Below are 21,372 nucleotides of genomic sequence, written 5' to 3'. Positions count from 1 at the left end.
TTCCTACCCGCGATTCCAGGCCACCACGTACCCGGCGATTCCCGCGAACTCCACCCCGGTGCCGATCTCTTCGCCCAGCCCCGCCGACTCCCCTTCGGCACGGACCGCGATCCGGGGCGATGTCGCGGTCTCGTCCCGGACGAGGGCGACCGCGACCTCTCCGGCCGTCGCCACGGCGACCGCCAGCGGCGGCACCGTCCGGCCGTGGAGTCCGGTCACCCTGGTGCCGTCGGCGCTCACGCGGAGCTCCGCCGGGTAAATCCCTTCGACGCCGTCCTCGGCGAGCCGCGCGCGGACCGCGTCCTTGATCGCGATCCGTTCCAGCAGCCACCCGCGCTGCCGCCGGGGCGCGCACGCGGCGAACTCGGCGCGTTCCTCCGAACCGAGGTAGACACCGGCGTAGATGTCCCGCGCGGCAGGGCTCGGCCACCGGTCGGTGACCACCGTCCAGCCACCGGGATGATCCTCGGCAAGCCGGTGGCCGTCCGGGAAGGCGTAGACCCGGTGGGTAGGCCGGTCACACGGGAACCGGATGTCCCGCCACTGTTCGATCCGGGCCAGCACCGCGCCGTCCCGCACCAGTTCGGCGTCCATCTCCAGCACGTCCGGCCGCGGCAGCCGGACCCGCACCACGCACCGGAGCACGGTTCCCGGCGCCGGTTCCGGGCCGTACCAGGTGATCCGGCCCATCGAGGTGGGGAACGCCAGCAGCGCGTCCGCCTTGGTGGCCATCAGCCAGCAGCCCAGCAACTGGCCGACGTTGTCCAGCAGCGCACCGGGCGCCGACGGCACGACGAGGTCGCCGCGGATGTGCCGTTCGCCGAGCCCGATGAGCCTGGCGAGCCCTTGGTAGGCGGGGCCGTGGAACATCTCGCGGCGCGAGTAGATCTCGGCGGCGCTCAGCGGCGGCGCGGTTTCCGGCCCAGGCGGCGGAGATGGCCTGGGAGCGGTGGGATATCGCTGTGCCAGGTGGACGTCCATACTGGCGTGCGGTCCTATTTGGACGCTGATCCGGTCGCCCTCGCGGGTCATCGAAAGCGGCACGCGCACAGCCGGGGCGGCGATCAGCCACCGGGAGAACGCCGCGTTGCTCACCCCGGTCGCGATCGTGCCCGGCCAGGTCCGTTCCGCCGCCCGGCAGGCCAGGTCGATCAGGGTCGTCGCGGGGACGGTGGGACGGAAGTCCGCATCGTCCGGCCAATCCTCGCGCTGCCGGAAGAACCGGTGATCCACCAGGTAGGGCATCGTGGCGAGCGAGACGTCCACTGTGGATGCTGTGGGCTTCTCGGTGCGCCGCGCCGCCGCGTTGGCCACGCTCGCCGCCGCCTGCCTGGTCTCGGCGAGCAGCGCGGTGAACTCCGCGACGATCGCGTCCGGCACCCCGTCCGCCAGTTCGGGAACCGCGGCGGCGCCGTCGAACATGCCCTTGACGTCACCGTCGACCGAGAGCAACGTGCCCGCCGTGTCGATCCGGGTCCGGCGCGGCTCCAGCGCGTCGAACGCGGGCCGTCCGCCCTCCACCCAGACGGCGGTGGCCACCCGGCGCAACTGGGCGAGGCCGGGCCTCGTACCGGAGGACGCCGGGATGACCAGATGCGGCCGGTCCCCCAGCGTGTCCGCCACGAACGAGCCGACCTGACCGGCGCCTGCCTGTACGAAGACGCGGGCGCCGTCGGCGTAGAGCGCGTCGACGAGTTCCCGGAACCGGACCTTGCGCACGAGATGGGCCAGGTACAGCTCGCGGACCTCCACCGGATCCGCGGGATACGGCCGCGCCGTGGTCGCCGACCAGACCGGGATCCGCGGCGCCTTCAGGTCCAGTTCCGCCGCGAGCCGCGTGAACGGGCCGAGCCGCGAGCGCATCAGCGGGGTGTGGAACCCGGACCGGAACGGCAGTGTCCTGGCGACGACGCCGTGCTGCGTGCACAGCTTGGCGAGCCGGGCCGCGGCCGCCGGGTCGCCGCACACGATCGTCTGCCGCGGCGCGTTCTCGTGGGAGATCATCAGTTCCGGTTCGGCGGCGAGCAGTATCTCCGCACGCTCGGCGGAGCAGCCGAGCACCAGGAATTCGGCGTCCGGCAAGGTGAATCCCTGCGGCCAGTACCGGTCCAGCATGTCCTCTGTGGACTGTCCCGGATACATCCCGGCCGCCTGCATCGCGGTCCACTCGCCGACGCTGTGCCCAGCGAGCAGATCCGGCGCGATGGCGAGCCGCCGCAGCGCGGTGTCGAGCAGCAACCCGACCTGGGACACGCTAGACGCGCGTGAAAGCACGCTCGTCGTCGACCACTCGGGCCGCTCCAGGCCGAAATGCCGGGCGACGTCGGCGCAGCGCGGTTCCGCGTCGGCCTCCAGCCCCGGGTAGATGAACGCGGTCTTCGCCCCGCCCCGCGCCAGCAGTGGCGCCGTGCCGCACCAGATGTCGTTGGGCCCGTGCCAGGCCTTCCCCTCGGCCGTGACCTTGGCGAGCACCCGCCGCGCGACTTCCAGCCGCTTCCCGGTCGGCCCGACGATGCCGATCCGGCACGGTCCGTGTCCTCCGGATTCCGGGTCCGGATGGTCGAGCAGGACGCGCAGTTCGTCCGGGGTGGACGCCGCGAGCCGCAGGATCCGCTCGGGTTCCCCGGCCACCTTGGCTCGGCGCGGCCGTGCGGGCGCCGGGTCGGCCTCCTCCAGCACCACGTGCGCGTTGACACCGCCGAAACCGAACGCGTTGACCGCGGCCCGGCGCGGCACGTCGCCTGCCGCCCACGGCTCGGCGTGACTCAAGGTCCGGAACCGGGTCTTGTCCAGTAGGGGGCTCGGATCGGCGCAGTTCATGGCCGGCGGCAGGACGGCGTGGTGCAGCGCGAGCGCCGCCTTGACCAGCCCGGCGGCCCCGGCTGTCGGCATGGTGTGCCCGATCATCGCCTTCACCGCGCCGATCGCGGCGCGGGGTCCGTCCGGCGGGCCGAACACCTCGGCGAGGGTGGCCAGTTCGGCCGCGTCCCCGGCCGGGGTCGCGGTCCCGTGCGCCTCCAGCAGGCCGAGCGCTCCGGGCGCGGTGGGATCGAGCCCCGCCGACGCCCACGCGCGGCGCAGCGCCAGGGTCTGGCCCGCCACGGCCGGGCTGAGCAGGCTCGCACCCTTGCCGTCGCTCGACGTCCCGGACCCGCGCAGCACCGCGTAGACCCGGTCGCCGTCGCGGCGCGCGTCGTAGAACCGTTTCAGCACGACGATCGCGGTGCCCTCCCCGATCAGCAGGCCGTCCGCGTCCCGCGAGAACGGGCTGATCCGCTGGCTCGGCGACAGGGCGCCGAGCTGGGTGAACATCGACCAGAGCGTGTCGTCATGGCAGTGGTGCACGCCGCCGGCCAGCACGACGTCGCAGCGGCGACGGGCGAGTTCGCCGATCGCCTGGTCCACCGCGAGCAGCGAGGACGCGCAGGCGGCGTCCACGGTGTACGCGGGGCCGCCGAGGTCCAGGCGGTTGGCCACGCGTGACGCGGCGAGGTTCGGCACCAGCCCGATCGCGGTGTCCGGCCGGAACTCCCCGAGCGGTTTCAGCAGCGCTTCCCGGAGCCTGTCGAGCATCTCCGGACGTGCCGACGGGAGGAGTTCCCGGACGGCGGCGGTGATCTGGCGGACCGAGCGGACGCGCTGGTCGAACCGCTGGAGCCCGGGCGAGAGGTAGCCGCCCCTGCCGAGGATCACGCCCACGCGTTCGAGGTCGCCCAGCCGTCGCAGGCCACCGGCGTCGTCGACCGCGGAAGCGGCGACAGCCAGTGCGACCAGCTGATCCGGCTCCATCCCGGCGATGGTGCTCGGGGCGATGCCGAGCGCGGTCGCGTCGAAGTCCAGGCTGTCGGCGACGAACCCGCCGCGCCGCCCGTAGGTGCGGTCGGGGGTGCGGCCGTCGCCGTCGTGGAAACTCGGATCCCAGCGGTGCGGTGGGATCTCGGTGATCGCGTCGGTACCGGAAACGATGTTCTGCCAATATTCGTCCACAGTGGACGCTCCGGGCAGGAACACGCCCATGCCGACGATCGCGACGGCCTCTTGGCTCACCACAGCGAGGCCGTGTACAGCACCGAGCGGACGTCTGCCGGGCCGTAGGCCAGCTCACGCAGGAGCGCGGCCGTGCCTTCGTCCGGATCGATCAGCGCGACCTCGCGGCGTTCGTACTCGCGCGCCAGTTCCGGCGACACCATTCCGGCGTGGTCGTCCGAGGGCGCCCACGGTCCCCAATGGACGGTCAGCGCCCGGCAGCCGGTGCGGTCGGCCCACTGCTCGCCGAGGGTTTCCAGCGCGTCGTTCGCCGCCGCGTAGTCGGTCTGGCCCCGGTTGCCCAGTACGGCGGCGATGCTGCCGAAGAAGGTCACGAACCCCGGCCGCACACCGAAATGCTCCAGGGCGTCGAGCAACGCCCGCGCACCGTCCACTTTGGTCCCAAACACCGTGCGGAACGAGTTTTCGTCCTTGTCCGCCATGAGTTTGTCGTCGATCACCCCGGCCGCGTGGACGACGCCGTCGATCCGGCCGTAGCGGGTGTGCAGGTCCTTGACCAGCTGCCGGACGGCGGCGCCGTCGCGCACGTCGAGCGACCGGTACGCCGCGGTACCACCGGCCGCGCCGACCTGGTCGAGCGTCCTGGCGATCTCACGCTGGGCCAGCACGGTGCGCACCCGGCGTTCGATGTCCACCAGCGAGCCGCCCCGCGCGGCCAGGACCGAACGCATCCCCGGCGCGTCGCCGGGCAGGTCCTCGTCGCCGGGTTCGGCGGGCCACGGGGTGCGCCCGGCCAGTTCGATCCGGCATCCGCTCGCCGCCAGCGCGACCGCCGCCCGCGCGGTGATCCCGCGGGCGCCGCCGATCAGCAACAGCACCGAATCCGCGTCGAGACCGAGTGCCTTGACCTCGCCTCCGCCGGGACCAGCGCCCGCGTAGGCGATCGAGCCGAGAGAGCCCGCGGACGGCTCGAAAGCCGCACGACCGGCGGTGTCGTACCGCACGGCGGCGGGCCCGTCGGCGATCACTTCCTCCAGCACTATCCGCGCGAGGTCCACTGTGGACTCCAGTTCGACCAGCCTGGTCGGCTCGCCCCGTTCCCGCGCCGCGGCGCGGACTAGACCGCGCAGCCCGGCGACGTGCCCGGAACCCGGCTTCGCCACCACGACCACCGCGCCCTTGGCAGCTTTGATGAGGGCGAACACCTGCGCCGCGACCGGTTCTTCGGCGTCCGACAACGGATTCAGCACGAGGACGATGTCTGCGTCATCGCGCTCCCCCGGGACGGCGCCCGCCTCGGTGAACACCGCGCGGACCGACTCGGCCAGCCCCTCCTGGCCGGGTTCGAAGCTCACCGCGACCGTTTTGCCGCCCACCTTGGCGAGGTCGGGCGTTCCGAGCGGCGCGGGCACCCGGCCGATCAGGTAGCGACCGGGCGCGATCCCCACCGCCGCTTCGGCGGGGGCCGGTGTCACGGCGACCGGAGCCGCCGGTTCGAGCCACTTCCGCAGCCGGGCGGCCAGCGCGCTCGCCGTCCGGTCCCGGCTGAGCTGGTCCTGGGCATCGTCGTGCACCCGCCCGGAGAGCCCGAGCTTCGCGAGCAGCGAGCCCGCGATCTCGGTGCGTTTGATCGAGTCGATGGAAAGATCCGCTTCGAGGTCGAGATCGGCGTCGATCATCTCGGCCGGATAGCCGGTGCGTTCGCTGATCGCGCCGATCACGGTGGCCAGCACGTCCGTGACGACGGCCTCCGCGACCGGTTCCGGCTGGACGGCTGGTACGACAGGCACCTCGATCGGCGGCAGCAGCGCCGGCACGACAGGAGCCCGCACCACCGGGGCCGGGGCGAGCGGCGCGGTGCCGAGGTAGCCGAGCATCACGTCCCGTTGCGCCGCCAGCAGTTCTCGGCTCGTGCGGAGGAATTCGACGACGGCCTGGTCACGACCGGGCGCGGGCTGGTTCATGGTCGTCCTCGGGATTCGTCGGGCGGGCACGAGCCCATGGGCGGGGACCTCGCCGCCGGGCGCGCGGACGGTCTGGCCGTCCACGGTCCAGGCGGGCTTCGGAAGCGGGCCGACGTGGACGCGGCCGCGGAAGAGCCGTTCGGTGCGTACCTCGACGCCGGTGAGCGCCAGGCGGGCGAGCGCCGTGAGGAATCCGCGCAGCCCGGGGCCGCCGGGGTCGCAGGCGATCGCGGTGTACGGCCGGTCGCCGAGGATGTCCTTGGCCAGCCGGGAAAGCACCTGTCCCGGGCCGACCTCGACGAACGTGCGCGCGCCCGCCGCGTACATGTCCTCGATCAGCTCGACGAAGCGCACCGGCGAGCCGATCTGCGCGGACAGTTCGGCACGCACCTTCCCCGGCTCGTACGGCCGGGCGGTGCGGTTCGACCACACCGGCGGGCCGGGTTCGCCGACCTCGGCGTTGTCGAGATCGACGGCGAACACGTCGCTCGCCCCGGCCACCAGCGGACTGTGGAAGGCGCAGGCGACGGGGATCCGTTTGGCCCCGATCCCCTGGCCCCGCAGGACCCGGACGGCCTCCTCCACGGCGGCCGTCGGTCCGGAAAGGACGGTCTGTCCCGGCGCGTTGTGGTTGGCCAGCACGACGTCCGGCCGGTCGAGGGCGGCGGCCAGTTCCTCACGGGACGCCTTCACCGCGGCCATCGCGCCGGGGTCGGCGCCCGCGACTTCGGCGATCGAGCGGGCCCTGGCCCGGCTGAGCGCCACCAGCGTCGGGGTGTCGAACGCGCCGGCGACCGACAGCGCGGACAGTTCGCCATAGCTGTGCCCCGCCAGTAGATCCGGCCGGACACCGAGGTCGGCGAGCAACCGGCACACGGCCGACTCGACGAGCCCGAGCGCGGGCTGCGCGACCCGCGTGTCCTTGAGCGCCTCGTCCTGCGCCACCCGCGTTTCCTCGGCGAAGGCGTGCGGCGGGAACGTGGTCGCGGCGACGTCGGGGGCGAGCCGCAGGACGTCGGCCAGTTCGGGGAAGTGCACGAACAGATCCGCCAGCATTCCGGTTCGCTGGCTGCCCTGACCGGGGAACAGGAACGCGACCGCACCGGCTTCGGTGTCCTTCGCGGTGAGCCCGCTCCGGCCCTCGGCCGCGTCCCGCAGTTCCGCGAGGTCACTCGCGACGACGGCGAGCCGCACCGGCCCGGACCCACCCCGTTCGGCGGCGAGGGCGGCGATCTCCCGCAGCGGGCGGCCTTCGTTCGCCGCCAGCAGGTCACGCAGCGCGGCGCGGGCGCCGTCCACATCGGGACCACGGAGCAGGATCAGCTCCGCGTCCCAGTCGCGCGGCCCGTGCCGCCGCCCCGGCGGGACTCCCGGTGCGGCCAGCACCGCGTGGAAGTTGGTCCCACCGAACCCGAACGCGCTCACGCCGGCGAACTCGCGTCCGCGCGGAACCGGCGTCGGCCGGGCACCGGCGGAGAAGGTGAAGGGACTGCTCTCGGCGTCCCAGGCGGGGTTCGGCCTGCTCAGATGCAGCGTGGGCGGCACGACCTCGTGCCACAGCGCCAGCGCCGCCTTCATCAGGCCCGCGAGCCCCGCGGCGCATTTCGTGTGCCCGATCTGGCTTTTCACCGAGCCCAGCGCGCACGCGCCCGGGTCGGCGCCCGCGTCGAGGAAGAACTCGGTGAGCGTGGTCAGCTCGGTGGCGTCGCCGACGACCGTGCCGGTGCCGTGTGCCTCCACCAGCGAGACGTCCGCCGGGGACACGCCCGCGTCGCGGTAGGCCCGCTCCAGCGCTCGCCGCTGGCCCTCGGGGCGCGGGGCGGTGAGGCCGAGCGCCTTGCCGTCACTGGCGGCGCCGACGCCCTTGACCACGGCGTAGACCCGGTCGCCGTCGCGTTCGGCGTCGGCCCGCCGCTTGAGCACGAGACACGCGACGCCCTCGCCGAGCGCGATCCCGTCCGCCGCCGAGTCGAACGGGCGGCACCGGCCGGTCGGCGACAAGGCACCCGCGGAGGTGAACATGAGGTAGTCGTTGACGCCGTTGTGCAGGTCGACCGCGCCGCACAGGACCATCGAGCTCGTGCCCGCCCGCAGTTCCTTCACCGCGAGGTCCAGTGCCGCCAGCGAGGAACCACACGCGGCGTCCACCGTGTAGTTCGTGCCGCCGAGGTCGAGCCGGTTGGCGATCCGGCCGGAGATGACGTTGGCGAGCGTGCCGGGGAACGAGTCTTCGGTCAGTTCCGGCAACTGCGCGAGCAGCTCTTCCGGGACTTCTTCGAGATAGCTGGGCAGCAGCGCCCGCAGGACACCGGCGTTCGCCAGGTCTCCCCCGGCTTCGGCGCCGAAGATGACGCTGGTGCGCTCGCGGTCGAAGCCGCCATCGCCGTAGCCCGCGTCTTCCAGGGCGCGCCGCGCCGTCTGCAGCGACACGAGCTGGGCCGGGTCGATACTGCCCATCGACTTCGGCGGGATGCCGTACGCGAGCGGATCGAAGTCCACCGGGGGCAGGAAGCCGCCCCATTTGGACGTCGACTGGTCCGCGTAGACCTCCTTGTCCCAGCGTCGGTCCGGCACCTCGGTGACGGCGTCCGCGCCGCGCAGGACGTTGGACCAGAAGGCCGGGAGGTCGGGCGCTCCGGGGAACACGCACGCCATGCCGACGATGGCGACCTCACCGTCCACAACGGACTCTTCGGGCGGCGTGCGAGCGGCGAGCAGTTCCGCCGCGCCGTCGGTGACTTCCCGGTGCAGGGCCGCGATGTCGGTGCGCCGCTCGCGCAGCACCGTCACCTGGCCCGCCATGTACATCCCCTCGGCGAGCTGGCCGAGGGTGTCGACCTCGACGAGTGCGTCACCTTCCCGCCGGATGCCCTTGCTCGCGATCCGCAGCCGTCCGGTGTTGAGCTCCTCCAGCCGCTGCCAGCTCTCCTGCGGCGGGACCCCGTCCGCGCGGAGCCCGGCCTTCAGCGCGGCGAACTCGTCGGTGTACGGGCTGGGCAGGCAGCGGGTGAGGTGCCCGGGCGCGGTCTCCAGGGTGACCGTGGCCCCGGCGTCGAGCACCCGGTCCTGGAAGACCTCGGTGATGGCGCCGTGGGCCACGGCTTCCTCGGTGAACAGGTACGCGGTGCCCATGAGGACACCGATTCCCGTGAGCGGCTCCGCCATCGCCGAGACCATCGCGGCGGACCGGGCGTCGTGGATCCCGCCCGCGAACAGCACCTCGACGTCCTCGGCGCCATGCTCGCGCAGGACGTCCAGCTGCTGCTCCCACAGCACGAAACTCGACCGCGGGCCGATGTGCCCGCCGCATTCGGCGCCCTCGAAGACGAACCGGCGGACACCGGCGTCGAGGAACTGCCGCAGGAGGATCGGCGACGGCACGTGAAGGAAGGTCGCGATCCCGTCGGCTTCCAGCGCCTTGGCCTGCGCGGGTTTCCCGCCCGCGATGAGCACGCAGCGCGGGCGGGCCGCCCGGACGGCAGCGAGCTGCTCGGCACGCAGGTCCTCCGGGACGAAGCCGAGGATGCCCGCGCCCCAAGGCCGTTCGCCGAGCGCTTCGGCGGTACGGCCGAGCAGTTCGGCGGTCTTGGCGCCGTTCGCGGTCGCCACCGCGACGAACGGGAATCCGTCGTGCGCGGCGACGGCGGCGGCGAAACCGGGCTGGTCGCTCACCCGCGTCATCGGTCCCTGCACGACCGGCAGGCGAGTCCCCAACGTGCGGCACAGCCGTACGCCTTGGTCCGAGGGGTTCGCCGACCGCGGCGCGGCGAGGGAGCGCACGACGGATCGGACAGCGCTTTCCGCGTCCTCGAAGCGGTTCGCGAACAGTGCGGCGAGCCCGTCGTCGGCCCTGAGCAGTTCTTTTCGTGCCACCTCGGGCACGTCAGTCTCAGGAAAGAGGCCGAGTCCGTCGAGGACCACGCCCGCGGCGCCTCCGGCGAGCGCGGCCACCGCCGTCCGCGGCCCGATGCCTCCGTACGCCCACACCGGGACGTCTTCGCCGAACCGCTCCAGCAGCCGCTGCAACAGGACGAACGTGGTGAGGTCGGAGCCGCCCGCCTCGGCGCCCTTCGCCATCAGACCGGAGGCGCCGGCGTCGAGCATCCGGACGGCCTGCTCGACGCCGGTCACCTCGGCCAGCACGGGGAGATCGTCCTTGCCCCGCCAAACTGCCCCTTCGGCCAGCAGGACGAGCCCCGCACCGCTTTCCCGCACCTCGTCGGCCCGCACGTCGCGGCCCGCCGGGATCCGGATCCCGAACGGGAATCCTCCGTCCACTATGGACCCGGTGCGCGCGAGGTCCAGAACGCCGAGGCCACCGCCCCTGGCGACGGCGGCCGCCAGCCCCGGATCCGGACGTCCGAGCGGGTTGACACCGAGTACCCGCGTGCGCGCCGTCGCATGACTCACCGGCGGACCTCCTGTCGGCTGGGCTGATCGAACCTCGCCGGGTTCGGCGATCTTCAGCGGGATTCCCAAGAAATAACCTACTTGCCGCAGAGAGCGCAATACTCTTGCGCGAAAACTCGGAAAACAAGGGAACACATGCTAAAGTCCGGCGCCGGAAACAAATATGTCGACATGGCCAGAACGGGCCGCTGACCTGCATTTTTATCATCCGCATTCCAGATTTCGACAAAGCACTGCTCACCGGCGTAACAAAACAGAAGAATTGTCATCGAAAGCCGAACGAATAACCATGGAGCGCATGTGGAAGTGACAGGACGAGTCGTCGTGCTGACCGGCGCGGCACACGGTATCGGCGCCGCCATGGCCCGGCGGTTCGCCGCCGAGGGCGCCGCCGGAGTGGTGGTCTCCGACCTCGATCTCGAGGGCGCGGAGAAGGTCGTCGCCGGGATCACGGCCTCGGGCGGTGCAGCGATCGCGCGGCACGCCGACGCGTCGTCCAAAGAGGACTTGAAGATGCTGGTGGCCGAGGCGCGCGCGGAGTTCGGTCCGGTGGACCTGTTCTGCTCCAACGCCGGTGCCGCTTTCGGGACAGGCGTGCACGCCGCCGACGAACAATGGTCACGGTCGTGGTCGATCAACGTCATGCAGCATGTGCACGCCGCGCAGGTCGCGCTCCCCGAGATGTTGAGCCGGGGAAACGGCTATCTGCTGATCACGGCCTCGGGCGCCGGCTTGCTGGGCACCCCCGGCGACGCGCCGTACTCGGTGACCAAACACGCGGCCGTCGGGCTCGCCGAATGGCTGGCCATCACCTACCGCCCGCGCGGGGTGCGGGTCAGCGCGCTGTGCCCGCTCGGCGTGCGGACCGCGTTGCTGGAACCGGGGATCGCCGCCGGCCATCCCGCCGCGCTCGCCATCGCGGCTCTGGCGCCCCTGCTGGAACCGGAGGACGTCGCGGAATGCGTCATCCACGGCCTGGCGTCGGAGGAGTTCCTGATCCTGCCGCACGAATCGGTGCGGGAGACCTATGCCCGGAAGGCCGCCGGTCTCGACGAATGGATCGACCGCACCATCCTCGAAACCGGCGCGCGGAAGAGGTGAGCATGGACTACCGCAGGCTCGGCGCGAGCGGGCTGTCCGTCAGCGAGATCTCCTACGGCAACTGGCTCACGCATCCCGACGGCGCGGAATGCGTCCAGGCCGCGCTCGACGCGGGCATCACGACCTTCCACACCGCCGCCGCCTGGGACGGCGGCGCCGCCGAAGAGAACCTCGCCTCGGCACTGAGCCACGCGCGCCGCGACGATCTCGTCCTGTGCACCGGCGTCTTCTGGCCCGAAGGCCCCGGTGTCAACGACGCGGGCCTCAGCCGCAAGCACCTGACCACGTCCCTGCACGGATCGCTGCGACGCCTGCGCACCGACTACATCGACGTCTACCAGTTGCTGCGGTTCGACTACCGCACCCCGCTGGAGGAGACATTCCTCGCGCTGTCGGATCTGGTGCGACAGGGGAAGATCCTCTACGCGGGGACCGCGGAATGGACGGCGGAGCAGTTGCTGGAGGCCCGGCCGATCGCCGACCGGCACGGCGTCCCGCTCGTCGCGAACCAGCCGCACTACTCGATGCTGTGGCGGGTCGCCGAAGCCCAGGTGATGCCGGTCTGCGAACGCGCCGGGATCGGCCAGTTCGCCTCGGTCCCGCTCGCGCAGGGCGTCCTGACCGGCAAGTACCGGCCGGGCGAGATCCCGCCGGACTCGCGGGCCGCGAAGGCGGGCGACGCCCGGCCGCTGCTCCTGCCGGACCTCCTCGAACGCGTCAGCATGCTGCGCGGTGTCGCCGACGAGGCGGGGCTGACCATGGCGCAGCTGGCGCTCGCGTGGACGTTGCAGCACAACACCGTCGCTTCGGTGGTGACCGGGGCAAGCACCGCCGCACAGGTCACCGAGAACGCGAAGGCGTCCGGGGTGGTGCTGGACCTCGACGCGCTGACGCGGATCGATCAGCTGCTGGGGAGTTTCGTGCAGACGGACCCGCGGCTGACCTGGTCGCCACCCGCGAGTGGCTGACTTGCCGCTTCCGGTCTCGTGAGTGGTACGGCAGGTTCTAACCGCTCTTGCCACTCACGAGGTCCTGGGCTCCGGCACGGTGCGGCACCCTGGTCTCCTGCAAGTACGTGAAGGACCCCTTCATTGCGCTAGGCGCAATGAAGGGGTCCTTCACGTACTTGGGGAAGGCCTCCTTCCCTACCTTCAGGGTAGGCACGGAGGCCTTCACGGACCGGACCCGCGGTCGACCGCAGCCGGAATCCGGTAGGTACCGGCCCCGACGCCTCACCACCGCATCAGGCGTCGCGAAAGCCACTTTCGCGACATCTGACGTCCCGAAAGTGGCTTTCGCGACACCCGCCAGCCCGTGCTCCGCAGCGGACCGGGCGGCGACTCCCGCAGGGGACCGGCCCAGGACCTCGTGAGTGGTAAGTGCCGTTCTAACGACATGGGGTTAGAACCGTCCTTGCCACTCACGAGCCCAGCGCGGTCCGCAGGATGGCTTCGAACCGGTCCGCCGTCGGCGGGTCGTCGCGCAGCAGCCCCTGCAGCAGCAAGCCGTCCACCAGCCCGACCAGCATCTCGACCCGCACCGGATCGTCGGTGTGCCGTCGCGCGAAGTCCGCCAGGGCCGCCATCCAGCGATCGGTCGACTCACGGAGCCTCGGCTCCCGCGCGGCGAGCAGGTACAGCTCGTACTCCGCCAGCAGATGTCCGGGTTCTCTGACCACGCGGGCCATCAGGGCCGCGAATTTCGGCAGGGCGTCTCCGCCGGTTTCCGCGGTGAGGACGCGCATCCGCTCGGTGTCTTCGTCCATGCACCGGGTGAGAGCGGCGGTCAGCAGGTCTTCGATCCCCTGGAAGTGGTACGCGGCCGCCGTCGCGGGCAGCCCCGCCTCACGGGCGACCGTGCGGTGACTGACCCCCGAAACCCCGTCCCTGGCGACGATGCGCAGGGTGGCCTCGATCAGCTCCCGTTTGCGTTGCTCACCCTTGGCGAGACGGCCGTCGGCGATCGGCTCGTTCAGTGTGCCGCCTCCTCGCGGATCGCGATCTTCCTGTTCAGCAGAGGATACGAGAGCAGCGCGATCAGGATGATCGAGCCACCGGCGACGACAGCGACGGTGAATCCGCCGTCCGGCCCGAAGCGGTCGACGGCCTCCCCCGACACCGCGGCGCCGAGGGCGACTCCGATGCTGAGTCCGGTGATCGCCCACGTCATCCCTTCGGTGAGCTTCTCCGCCGGGACGACCTTCTCGATCATCCCCATGACGACGATCATCGTGGGAGAGAAGAACAATCCGGCGACGAAGACCACCGCGCACAGGCCGGCGACGCTGTCCACGACCAGCAGCGGTACCGCGCTCGCGGCCGTGCCCGCGGTACCGATCAGGAGCAGCCGAGGCGGTGCCATGGTCAGCTTGAGCGTCCCGAAAACCAGTCCGGAGATCGCGGAACCCACCGCGTAGACCGAAACGACGATGCCCGCCGCCGACGGCGCCCCCACCTGCCCCGCGAACGCCACGCTGACGACGTCGACCGTGCCGACGATGACACCGCCCGCCACCAGCGTCAGCACCAGCACCCGCACCGCGCCAAGGCGGATCGCCGAACTCCCGGCCGATCCGCTCGACGGCAGGACGCGTGGTTCCGTCGCGCGCTGCGAGACGAACGACAGCACCCCGACGACGAGGAGCACCAGCGCGACCAGCGGTCCCGCTTCGGAGAAAATTGTGGTGCACAACGCCACCGACAGCGCGGGCCCGATGACGAAGGTCAGTTCGTCGACCACCGATTCCAGCGCGAACGCCGTGTGCAGCCGCGGCGAGTCGCGGTAGAGCCCCGACCAGCGCGCCCGGACCATCGCCGCCATGCTGGGCATGAACCCGGCGAGGATCGCGCACACGAACAGCGTCCACGCCGGCGCCTCGAATCGGGCGCACAGCAGGAGCGCGCCGAGCGCCAGCACGCTGATCCCCGTCACCGGCAGCAGGATCCGGCCCTGTCCCCGGCGATCCACCAAACGCGAGACCTGCGGTCCGAGCAGCGCCATGGACAGTGTGAACGCCGCCGAGACCAGTCCGGCGAGGCCGTAGTCGCCGCGTCTCTGCGCCAGCATGGTGATGATCCCGATCCCCATCATGGGGACCGGGATCCTGGCGACCAGCCCTGCGGCGGAGAAGGCGAACGAGCCCTTCGCGGAGAACAGCTCTCGGTACTGGCCTGCCACAGCACACTCCTTCAACTTGAACAGTCGTTACATTTTGAACACTCGTTTCACTTTATACACGTGACCCGTGACAAGCGCGAGCGCCTCGTCCAATCCGGCCGTCTCGCCGTCCGACGCGGCCCAGGCGACGTAGCCGTCCGGCCTCACGAGGAAGGTCGAACCGGCGTCCGCCACCAGAAGCGCGCGACCGTCTTCGGACACCAACGGCACCGGAGCGAACCGGCCGACGAGCGGAGGGACGGAGTCCGGCGCGTAGTCGATGTCGGACCCGTTGCCCATCGCGATGAAATGCCGTTTGGCCGCCGGGATCCCCAGGGCCTCCTCCAGCACCTCCCGAAGCGCGGCGACCTGCGGACCGGGCCGCATCAGCGCGACCTGGGCCCGGCTGTTGCGCAGGACACGCTCCCCTACCGGACGCCGTTCCGCGCCGTAAGTGTCCAATAAGGACTCCGGCGCCCCGCCCCGCGCCACCAGGCCCAGTTTCCAGCCGAGGTTCATCGCGTCCTGGAGGCCGAGGTTCAGTCCCTGGCCACCGATCGGCGAATGCACGTGAGCGGCGTCGCCCGCCAGGAGCACGCGCCCCTGTCGATAGGTCGCCGCCTGACGACTGTTGTCACTGAACCGGATTCCACCGTCCAGCCGGGCGATCGTCACTTCGATTCCGCTGACGCGACCGATGCTCGCCTGCATCTCCTCGGCCGTCAGCGGCGCGTCCCGGTCCCCTGGCCCGCCGTCGAACTCCATGGTGGAGATCTCCCCCGGCACCCACGAGTGGTTCACCATCCCGCCAGGACCGTGCATGGACGACGTCACGGCACCGGGATCGGCGAGTTCCGCCCGCGCGATACGCCCGGTCATCGTCGGGCCCGTCCCGGGGAACGCGATCCCGGTCCGCTTCCGCACGGTGCTGCGGCCGCCGTCGCAACCCACCAGGTACGCGGCCCGCTCGGAACGGCCGTCGGCGAGCACGGCGCGGACCGCCGAATCCTCCTGCACGATGTCGACCACTTCATGACCCGTGCGGATCCGGACGCCGAGCCCCGTCGCCCACTCGGCGAGGATCCGTTCCAGCACATGCTGCTTGAGAATGAACCCACCGACCGCGTCCGGCGCGGCCTCGTCCTCGGCGAGCGGCAGCCCGGCGAAATGCCCCCTGAAGCGACTTCCCTTCAGCCTCCGCACGAGCTCGGGCATCTCACCCTGCGCCTTCGAGAACGCCTCCGTCAGCCCGCGCAGCCGCAACGACTGCGCGGTCCGGCCGTTGATCCCGCGCAACCCGAAACTCCGGTTCCGGCGGACGGACCCGTCTGCCGACTCCAGGACGAGCGGATCGGCTCCGGCCAGCCGGAGCTCACCCGCCAGCAGCAAGCCGACCGGCCCCCCGCCCACGATGATCACGTCGTTCACGGCAACCCCCGTATTTACAGCGTATATTTACACCGTAAATATGATAGATACACCGTAGACCTGTCAAGCGAAGGACGTGGAGATGACGCGGAGAGAACCGTTGAACCGGGAGAAGGTCCTGGACGCGGCGCTCGCCTTGGCCGCCGAAGAGGGTCTCAAGGGCCTGTCGATGCGCAAGCTCGCCAAGACACTCGACGTCGAAGCGATGGCGCTCTACAACCACGTCCAGAACAAGACCGACATCCTCGACGGCATCGCGGAGCGCGTCTACAGCGGCATCGAGCGCGCGGACCCCGGCTCACCATGGCCGGAACGGGTGCGGGTCACCGTGCTCAACACCTACCGTGCGCTCGCCGCGCATCCGGTCGTGCCGATGGCGCTGGCCACCGACGAGGCCAATCCGAACTCACTGCAAGCCCTGCTGCCGCTCGACGACCTCGTCGGCGCGCTCTACGAAGCCGGTTTCGACGACGACGGGATCCGTCAGACGCTCGGCGCCCTGAACAGCCTCGTCTTCGGCTCGCTACTACTGACGACCGTCGGCTTCACCAAGGCTCGCAAGGGCGAAGCCGAACGGGAGATGGACGAGCAGTTCCTCCGGCGCATCGACCCGGCGGTCCTGCCGAACTTCAGCCGCGCGATCCCCGCGTTGCAGGCGCACGACCCCGAACCGGACTTCACCCGGGCGCTGGAACTGCTGATCAGCGGCCTTGTCGCGGCCGCAGCATCGGGGCCAGGAACCGCCTGGCCACCTCGCGGACCTGCTCGTCGTCGTCGAGATCGACGACCTGACTCGGCGTGATCAGGAACGAAGCGGAGACCCTGGTCATCAGCTCGGCGACGAGTTCGACGTCGACGTCCTCCGAGACGTTGCCCGCCTGCTGCTCACGACGGAGCTGACCCGCGACGAACCGCTGGACCGCCGCCAGGGTGTTGCCGCCGTCGCTGACCATCGACGGGACGAGGACCTCGGGCTCGACGGCCATCAGCCCGCCGATCAGCGGGTTGCACCGGATCGCCCGCAGCGCGCTGGCGAAGCCCAGCACGACCCGGTCCGCAGCGGTTTCGGCCTGCTGGATGTCGAGCAGGAACTGGTCGAAGTAGCGCCGGAACTCGCGGCGCACCACCTGCTCGACCAGGGCATCCTTGGTCGCGAACCGACGATACGCGGTGATCCGCGAGACGCCGGCCCGGCGCGCGACGTCCTCCATGGTGGAGCGCCGGATCCCCATCCGGCAGAACTGTTCGTAGGCGGCGTCGAGCAGCCGAAGCGCGATCTCGTCGCTTTCCTCGGCGCGTTCGAGCGCGTCGGCGAGCGCGCGCTCCAGCAAAGAATCCGGGTCTGGCGTCTTCGCGATGATTGTGCTCTCCTTGAGATACGCGGTTGCACTACTTGTATCACAGTACCAACCCGCAGGTCCGGGACTCAAGGAGGAGTACTGGCGCATGACCGAACTCAATCGACGCAAGATGCTGATCGTCAGTGGCGGAGCGACCCTCTTGGGGGCCATGGGGATGGCCCAGCCCGCCTGGGCGTGGAGTCCGAGCGGTTCGGTGGCCGGTGTGGGGGCGGGCACCGATCCGAAATGGGTGTGGGACGCCGAAGCCGATCCGGTGGTCGCCGCGATCTTCGACCGGGGACAGGTCGCGGAGGTCAACCAGGCGCTGCGGACCTGGACCAGGAACGACCAGCCGACGCCGTCCGGGCTCCCGCCGGACCTGCGGGAGTTCGTCGAGCAAGCACGACAGCTCCCGTCGTGGGCGAACCAGTCCGAATTGGCCGCGGCGGCGGATTTCATGAAGGTCAGCGGACGGTTCGTCAACCTGCTGAACGGCCTCGGCGGCGGGATGCTGAGCACCGCCATCCCGAACGAGGCCAGGGCGGTCTACTACTCCAAGGGCGGCGCGGACATGAAGGACCGCGTCGCGAAGACGGCCAAACTCGGCTACGACGTCGGCTCGCTCAACGCCTACCGGCCCGACGGCCAGATGATCGTCTCGGCGGTGAAGACCCGCCTGGTGCACGCCGCCGTCCGGCATCTGCTGCCGCAATCGCCACACTGGCAGCAGGGAATCCCGATCAGCCAGAACGACTTGCTGGTCACCTGGCACACGCTGCCGACGTACACGATGCGCAAGCTGACCGACTGGCACGTCCGGGTCTCCCCCGCCCATTCCGCCGCGTACCTGCACATCTGGCAGGTGACCGGGCATATGCTCGGGATCCGCGACGAGTACCTGCCGTCCACTTGGGACGCCGCTTACGCGCAGTCCAAGCAGGTGCTGGACCCGGCGATGGGCCCGACCCGCGAGGGCGTCGAGCTCACCGACATCCTCCTCGACATGCTCGCCGAGCAGACCAGCCCCGGCCGCGTCGACCGGCCGATGGTCAACGCGCTGGCCCGCCACATCATCGGCGACCGGTTCTCCGAGTGGAACGGGATCCCGCGCGAGCCGATCTGGGACCCGCTGATCGGCACCGCCTTCCCGGCGCTGGTGGCGTTCCACGAAAAGCTCATCCCGCTGCCGCTGGTGCCGGCGGCCGCCTGGGTGCTGGACGAGGCGATCCGGCAGTACATCCGGCTGTGGCTTTCGGAGGGGAGGCCGGTGAACATCGAGATCCCGGACATGAACCGCCCCTCTTGACCCTCCCCCGATGCCATGAAAGGTCCTTTCCTTGCCAAATTTGCAAGGAAAGGACCTTTCATAGCACGCGCGAGGGGGTCAGCCCAAACTGGAGCAAGGCCTCGCATCGGGATCCTGTGCCCCCTTGGGCACCCACCGCACGTTCGCGAACGAAGCCGAGAACTTGCCGTCCGTGTACACCAGGAACGGCGTGTTGACGTTCTCCAGATCGAGCCCGTTCGCGAAGCACGACACTGGGATCTTCACCGTCGACTTCGGCGCACCCGCGAGGTCGGTGAACAGCTTGGTCGCGTTCACCTCCGAGAAGCACGGGTAGACGCAGTGCATGCTGATCACCGTCCGGTTGGCGGGCGCCTCGTGCACGACCGTGTCGAACTCCAGTGCCGAGTCGGCGTTCAGGTACCCGCGCAGATCGTTGGTACCGGCCGGGTTCTGGAAGTAGAGCTGCGCCGGGCCGGTGCCGGTCCAGGTCGACTTCAGGCCGTCCTGCTGCACATTGACGTCGGACTGCACGACGTTGATCTCGGCGTGCGAGGCAGTGCCGTCCGGGCCGATCTCGGTGCCGCCCCAGTTCTGCGCGGAACCGATGAAACCCTTGTACGGCGCGACATCGGTGCGGTTGAACACCTCGAGGTCCTCGGTCGCGGTGCCGCCGCCACCGGTCGAACCACAGGCCACCGGGCCGACGGTTTCGTCCAGCTGCCCGATGGTGACACGCTGACCGGTCTTGAGGCCGTAGCCGAGTTTGAACAGCGGGTCGTAGCCGGCCGATCCCGGGTTCAGCGGCGTCTGGCACGCGCTCTTCGGCCACGAGTACGGCAGGGTGCCCTTGAAACCGCCCTTGACGAGGACGTCGGCGACGCCGCCGCCTTCGGTGCCGGGCAGCCAGGCCGCCACGAACGCGTCGGAGCGGTTGATCTCCTTGTTCATGTACAGCGGGCGGCCGCCGACATAGACCGTGACGACGGGAGCGCCCTTGCCGCGGACCTTGTCCAGCACGGCTAGGTCCTCGGGGTAGAGCTTCGAGGCTTCCAGCGTCTTGCGGGTCAGATCGCCGACGCCTTCCGCGTACGGGGTCTCACCGATGACGGCGATGACGGCGTCGTAGCCCTTCGGGTCGGCGTCGCCCTTCTCGTCGAAGGTGACGTTGACGTCGCCGAGCTGCTGTTTGAGCCCCGCCAGGATCGACGTGGCGTTGGGGAAGTCGGCGTTGGTGTTGCCGGTTCCCTGCCAGCTCAGCGTCCAGCCGCCGGTCTGGTTCTGGATGCTGTCCGCGCTCTTGCCGACCACCAGGACCTTCGACTTCGGCTTCAGAGGCAGCACGTTGCCGTTGTTCTTCAGCAGCGTCTGCGACGAACGGGCCGCGTCGCGCGCCAGCCACGTCTCCTTCAGCGCGTCGTCGGAGTTCGCGTAAGAACGGTCCGACGGCTTCTGGGACTCGTACAGACCGGAGCGCAGCTTGACGCGCAGGATGCGGGTCACCGCGTCGTCGATCCGCGAGACCGGGATCTGGCCGCCGTTGACCTGGGCGACGGTGGTGGTGATGAACGCCTTCCAGTCGTTCGGCACCATCACGATGTCGATGCCGGCGTTGATCGCCTGCGGGCAGGAGGCGTTGGTGCAGCCCGGAACCTGGCCGATGCCGTTCCAGTCGGACACGACGAGGCCGTCGAAGCCCATCTTGCCCTTGAGGATCTGGTTCAGCGCCTTGTCGCTGCCGTGCAGCTTGCCTTCGTTGATCCCGAGTTCGGTGTTGGTCCAGCTGTTGAACGACACCATCACGGTCTGGGAGCCCGCCGCGAGCGCGCCGTAGTAGCCCTGGCCGTGGAGGTTGATCATCTCGGCCTCGGACGACGGGTTGACGCCCTGGTCCTGCCCCTTGAGGGTGCCGCCGTCACCGATGAAGTGCTTGGCGGTGCCGATCACGCCGTTGTAGCCGATGCGTTTGGTCGAGCCGTCCTGGAGGCCGTTGATCGCCTCGTAGCCGTAGGCCCGGGTGATCCGCGGGTCCTCGGAGAAGCCTTCGTAGGTCCGGCCCCAGCGGTCGTCCTGCACGACGGCGAGCGTCGGCGCGAAGGCCCAGTCCTGGCCGGTGGCGCGGATCTGGCGAGCCGTCGCCGCGGAGACGTCGCGCACCAGGCACGGGTCGTGTGCCGCGCCGAGACCGATGTTGTGCGGGAAGACGGTGGCCCCGTACACGTTGTTGTTGCCGTGCACGGCGTCGATGCCCCAGATCACCGGGATCTTCGTCCGGCTGGTCTTGGCCGCGTCCCAGTAGGAGTCTGCGAGCTTCAGCCAGTCCTGCTGGGACGCGTGCTTGTTCTGGTTCGGCCACGAACCGCCGCCGTTGAGGACCGAGCCGATGGAGTACTGGCGGACCTCGTCGGGGGTGATGGCGGCGATCTCGGGCTGCGTCATCTGCCCGACCTTCTCCTCCAGGGTCATCCCCTTGAGGATCTCGGCGATCCGCTGCTCGTCACCGGCCTTGCCCTTGAACCGGCTCTCGACCTTCGGCCAGTCGGCGAGCGTCGGCAGGCTCTTCTCGATCCGGGCGCAGCCGTCACGGTCGAGCGCCGGCTTCCCGATCACCGGCTGTTCGGCGGCGACGGCGGCGGGCGTGGCCACCAGGGCGCCGCCGAGCAGCGTGAGACCCATCAAGGCGATGAGCGGACTTCGGCGC

General features: G+C 70.5%; 11 protein-coding genes. 4 read left to right on the top strand and 7 right to left on the bottom strand.

Features of this window, described 5'->3' with window-relative positions; translation table 11 throughout:
- Nucleotides 1-3: 3 nt before the first annotated feature.
- Nucleotides 4-4,050: a beta-ketoacyl synthase N-terminal-like domain-containing protein gene (locus tag ACZ6YV_RS13970; RefSeq protein ID WP_465509931.1), complete on the bottom strand. Its 4,047-nt coding sequence runs from the start codon at nucleotides 4,048-4,050 to the stop codon at nucleotides 4-6.
- Nucleotides 4,044-10,361, bottom strand: coding sequence for an SDR family NAD(P)-dependent oxidoreductase (locus ACZ6YV_RS13965; RefSeq protein WP_465509930.1), 6,318 nt, complete (start codon nucleotides 10,359-10,361; stop codon nucleotides 4,044-4,046). Before ACZ6YV_RS13965 ends, ACZ6YV_RS13970 begins: the two co-directional genes overlap by 7 nt.
- A 300-nt stretch (nucleotides 10,362-10,661) precedes the next feature.
- Between ACZ6YV_RS13965 and ACZ6YV_RS13960 the strand changes: the two genes are divergently transcribed.
- Nucleotides 10,662-11,462: an SDR family oxidoreductase gene (locus tag ACZ6YV_RS13960; protein ID WP_465509929.1), complete on the top strand. Its 801-nt coding sequence runs from the start codon at nucleotides 10,662-10,664 to the stop codon at nucleotides 11,460-11,462.
- A gap of 2 nt (nucleotides 11,463-11,464) precedes the next feature.
- The gene (locus ACZ6YV_RS13955) at nucleotides 11,465-12,430 is read left to right on the top strand and encodes an aldo/keto reductase (protein WP_465509928.1); all 966 of its coding nucleotides are present in this window, start codon (nucleotides 11,465-11,467) and stop codon (nucleotides 12,428-12,430) included.
- A gap of 452 nt (nucleotides 12,431-12,882) precedes the next feature.
- Here the strand turns inward: ACZ6YV_RS13955 and ACZ6YV_RS13950 are convergent, their stop codons facing one another.
- From ACZ6YV_RS13950 to ACZ6YV_RS13940, 3 genes are all read right to left on the bottom strand, one after another.
- Entirely contained in the window at nucleotides 12,883-13,227 is a 345-nt protein-coding gene (locus ACZ6YV_RS13950; protein ID WP_465509927.1) for a TetR family transcriptional regulator C-terminal domain-containing protein, read from the bottom strand.
- Between the two features lie 206 nt (nucleotides 13,228-13,433).
- The gene (locus ACZ6YV_RS13945; RefSeq protein WP_465509926.1) at nucleotides 13,434-14,639 is read right to left on the bottom strand and encodes an MFS transporter; all 1,206 of its coding nucleotides are present in this window, start codon (nucleotides 14,637-14,639) and stop codon (nucleotides 13,434-13,436) included.
- A 27-nt stretch (nucleotides 14,640-14,666) separates the two neighbouring features.
- Nucleotides 14,667-16,046 (bottom strand): FAD-dependent monooxygenase, encoded by a 1,380-nt coding sequence (locus ACZ6YV_RS13940; RefSeq protein WP_465509925.1) that lies wholly within the window; start codon nucleotides 16,044-16,046, stop codon nucleotides 14,667-14,669.
- An 82-nt stretch (nucleotides 16,047-16,128) separates the two neighbouring features.
- On the opposite strand from ACZ6YV_RS13940, the gene ACZ6YV_RS13935 reads away from it, so the two are divergent.
- Nucleotides 16,129-16,848 carry a TetR family transcriptional regulator gene (locus tag ACZ6YV_RS13935; RefSeq protein WP_465509924.1) on the top strand — a complete coding sequence of 240 codons (720 nt, stop codon included), beginning with the start codon at nucleotides 16,129-16,131 and terminating at the stop codon, nucleotides 16,846-16,848.
- Here ACZ6YV_RS13935 and ACZ6YV_RS13930 read toward each other — a convergent pair.
- Nucleotides 16,748-17,377: a TetR/AcrR family transcriptional regulator gene (locus ACZ6YV_RS13930; RefSeq protein ID WP_465509923.1), complete on the bottom strand. Its 630-nt coding sequence runs from the start codon at nucleotides 17,375-17,377 to the stop codon at nucleotides 16,748-16,750. The genes ACZ6YV_RS13935 and ACZ6YV_RS13930 overlap by 101 nt on opposite strands.
- A gap of 115 nt (nucleotides 17,378-17,492) precedes the next feature.
- Between ACZ6YV_RS13930 and ACZ6YV_RS13925 the strand changes: the two genes are divergently transcribed.
- On the top strand, nucleotides 17,493-18,692 hold the full coding sequence (locus ACZ6YV_RS13925) for an oxygenase MpaB family protein (RefSeq protein WP_465509922.1): 1,200 nt from the start codon (nucleotides 17,493-17,495) through the stop codon (nucleotides 18,690-18,692).
- A gap of 78 nt (nucleotides 18,693-18,770) precedes the next feature.
- On the opposite strand, the gene ACZ6YV_RS13920 is transcribed toward ACZ6YV_RS13925, so the two are convergent.
- Nucleotides 18,771-21,347 carry a glycoside hydrolase family 3 protein gene (locus ACZ6YV_RS13920; RefSeq protein ID WP_465510188.1) on the bottom strand — a complete coding sequence of 859 codons (2,577 nt, stop codon included), beginning with the start codon at nucleotides 21,345-21,347 and terminating at the stop codon, nucleotides 18,771-18,773.
- Between the last annotated feature and the right edge of the window lie 25 nt (nucleotides 21,348-21,372).

The organism is Amycolatopsis sp. NPDC102522, assembly GCF_055584485.1.
This window is presented reverse-complemented; position numbering and strand designations above follow the sequence as displayed.